The sequence below is a fragment of the Vibrio sp. Y51_MX_L26 genome, from assembly GCF_024181935.1.
In the GTDB taxonomy this organism is placed as follows: domain Bacteria; phylum Pseudomonadota; class Gammaproteobacteria; order Enterobacterales; family Vibrionaceae; genus Vibrio; species Vibrio diabolicus.
Genome location: NZ_JAMZAS010000028.1, coordinates 1 through 1,235, shown reverse-complemented (window position 1 = coordinate 1,235; position 1,235 = coordinate 1). Strand labels below are relative to the sequence as shown.

General features: G+C 44.5%; 3 tRNA genes and 2 rRNA genes. All 5 read right to left on the bottom strand.

Annotated elements, in window-relative coordinates:
• A 23S ribosomal RNA gene (locus tag NL645_RS23060) occupies window positions 1-406 on the bottom strand; the annotation flags it as partial.
• A gap of 358 nt (window positions 407-764) precedes the next feature.
• A tRNA-Val gene (locus NL645_RS23055) sits at window positions 765-840 on the bottom strand.
• A 30-nt stretch (window positions 841-870) separates the two neighbouring features.
• Window positions 871-946: transfer RNA gene (locus NL645_RS23050), tRNA-Lys, on the bottom strand.
• 2 nt (window positions 947-948) lie between these two features.
• Window positions 949-1,024, bottom strand: a tRNA-Glu gene (locus tag NL645_RS23045).
• A 90-nt stretch (window positions 1,025-1,114) separates the two neighbouring features.
• Window positions 1,115-1,235: ribosomal RNA gene (locus tag NL645_RS23040) — 16S ribosomal RNA — on the bottom strand; the annotation flags it as partial.

Below are 1,235 nucleotides of genomic sequence, written 5' to 3'. Positions count from 1 at the left end.
GATGGTCCCCCCATATTCAGACAGGATATCACGTGTCCCGCCCTACTCGATTTCACTGAATATGCGTCGTCAGTTACGGGGCTATCACCCTGTATCGCCAAGCTTTCCAGCTTGTTCACCTGACGCCTATAAAGCTTAAGGGCTAGTCCAATTTCGCTCGCCGCTACTTTCGGAATCTCGGTTGATTTCTTTTCCTCGGGGTACTTAGATGTTTCAGTTCCCCCGGTTCGCCTCGTTATGCTATGTATTCACATAACGATACTTACTTATGTAAGTGGGTTTCCCCATTCGGAAATCCCAGACTCAAGTGGTTTTTACTACCTAATCTGGGCTTATCGCAAGTTAATACGTCCTTCATCGCCTCTGACTGCCAAGGCATCCACCGTGTACGCTTAGTCACTTAACCATACAACCCGAAGGAGTTTCGAGTTGATAATCAAATCACCAAAGTTGTCTCTCATTATTTGAATGAGCGAGAGACATTCGATTTTGCCGGACTCATCTCTTTACCTTCATTTTTAGAAAAAATGAAAACAAAAAGCCAAGAACACTTGAATGTGTTTTTTGGTGTTTATCTTTCGATAAACATTGAGAACTTTACAAACAACAATAAATTGTTGTTTTGTCAGCTTTCCAAATTGTTAAAGAGCTATGTTTCTTCACAAGGAAGTTACATTTTCTAAAGACTTTCAGAGTCAAAAATGCCAACCAGTATCAATTGCTTGTTCTGGTTTGGACGTTTTATTCCAAAAATACTTAGAGAATGGTGGGCGATACCGGGCTCGAACCAGTGACCCCCTGCTTGTAAGGCAGGTGCTCTCCCAACTGAGCTAATCGCCCACATAAGTTTTAATTCTTCGTGGAGAAGAATGGTGGGTCGTGCAGGATTCGAACCTGCGACCAATTGATTAAAAGTCAACTGCTCTACCAACTGAGCTAACGACCCAATGGTATCCCGTAGGGGAGTCGAACCCCTGTTACCGCCGTGAAAGGGCGGTGTCCTAGGCCTCTAGACGAACGGGACACTAAGTTGAACATCTTGGGGGATGTTCTATCTCTTAAACTTCATAAACCGTATCAATCTGTGTGAACACTCATCGCAATAATCATCGTATAAGGAGGTGATCCAGCGCCAGGTTCCCCTAGCGCTACCTTGTTACGACTTCACCCCAGTCATGAACCACAAAGTGGTAAGCGTCCCCCCGAAGGTTAAACTACCTACTTCTTTTGCAGCC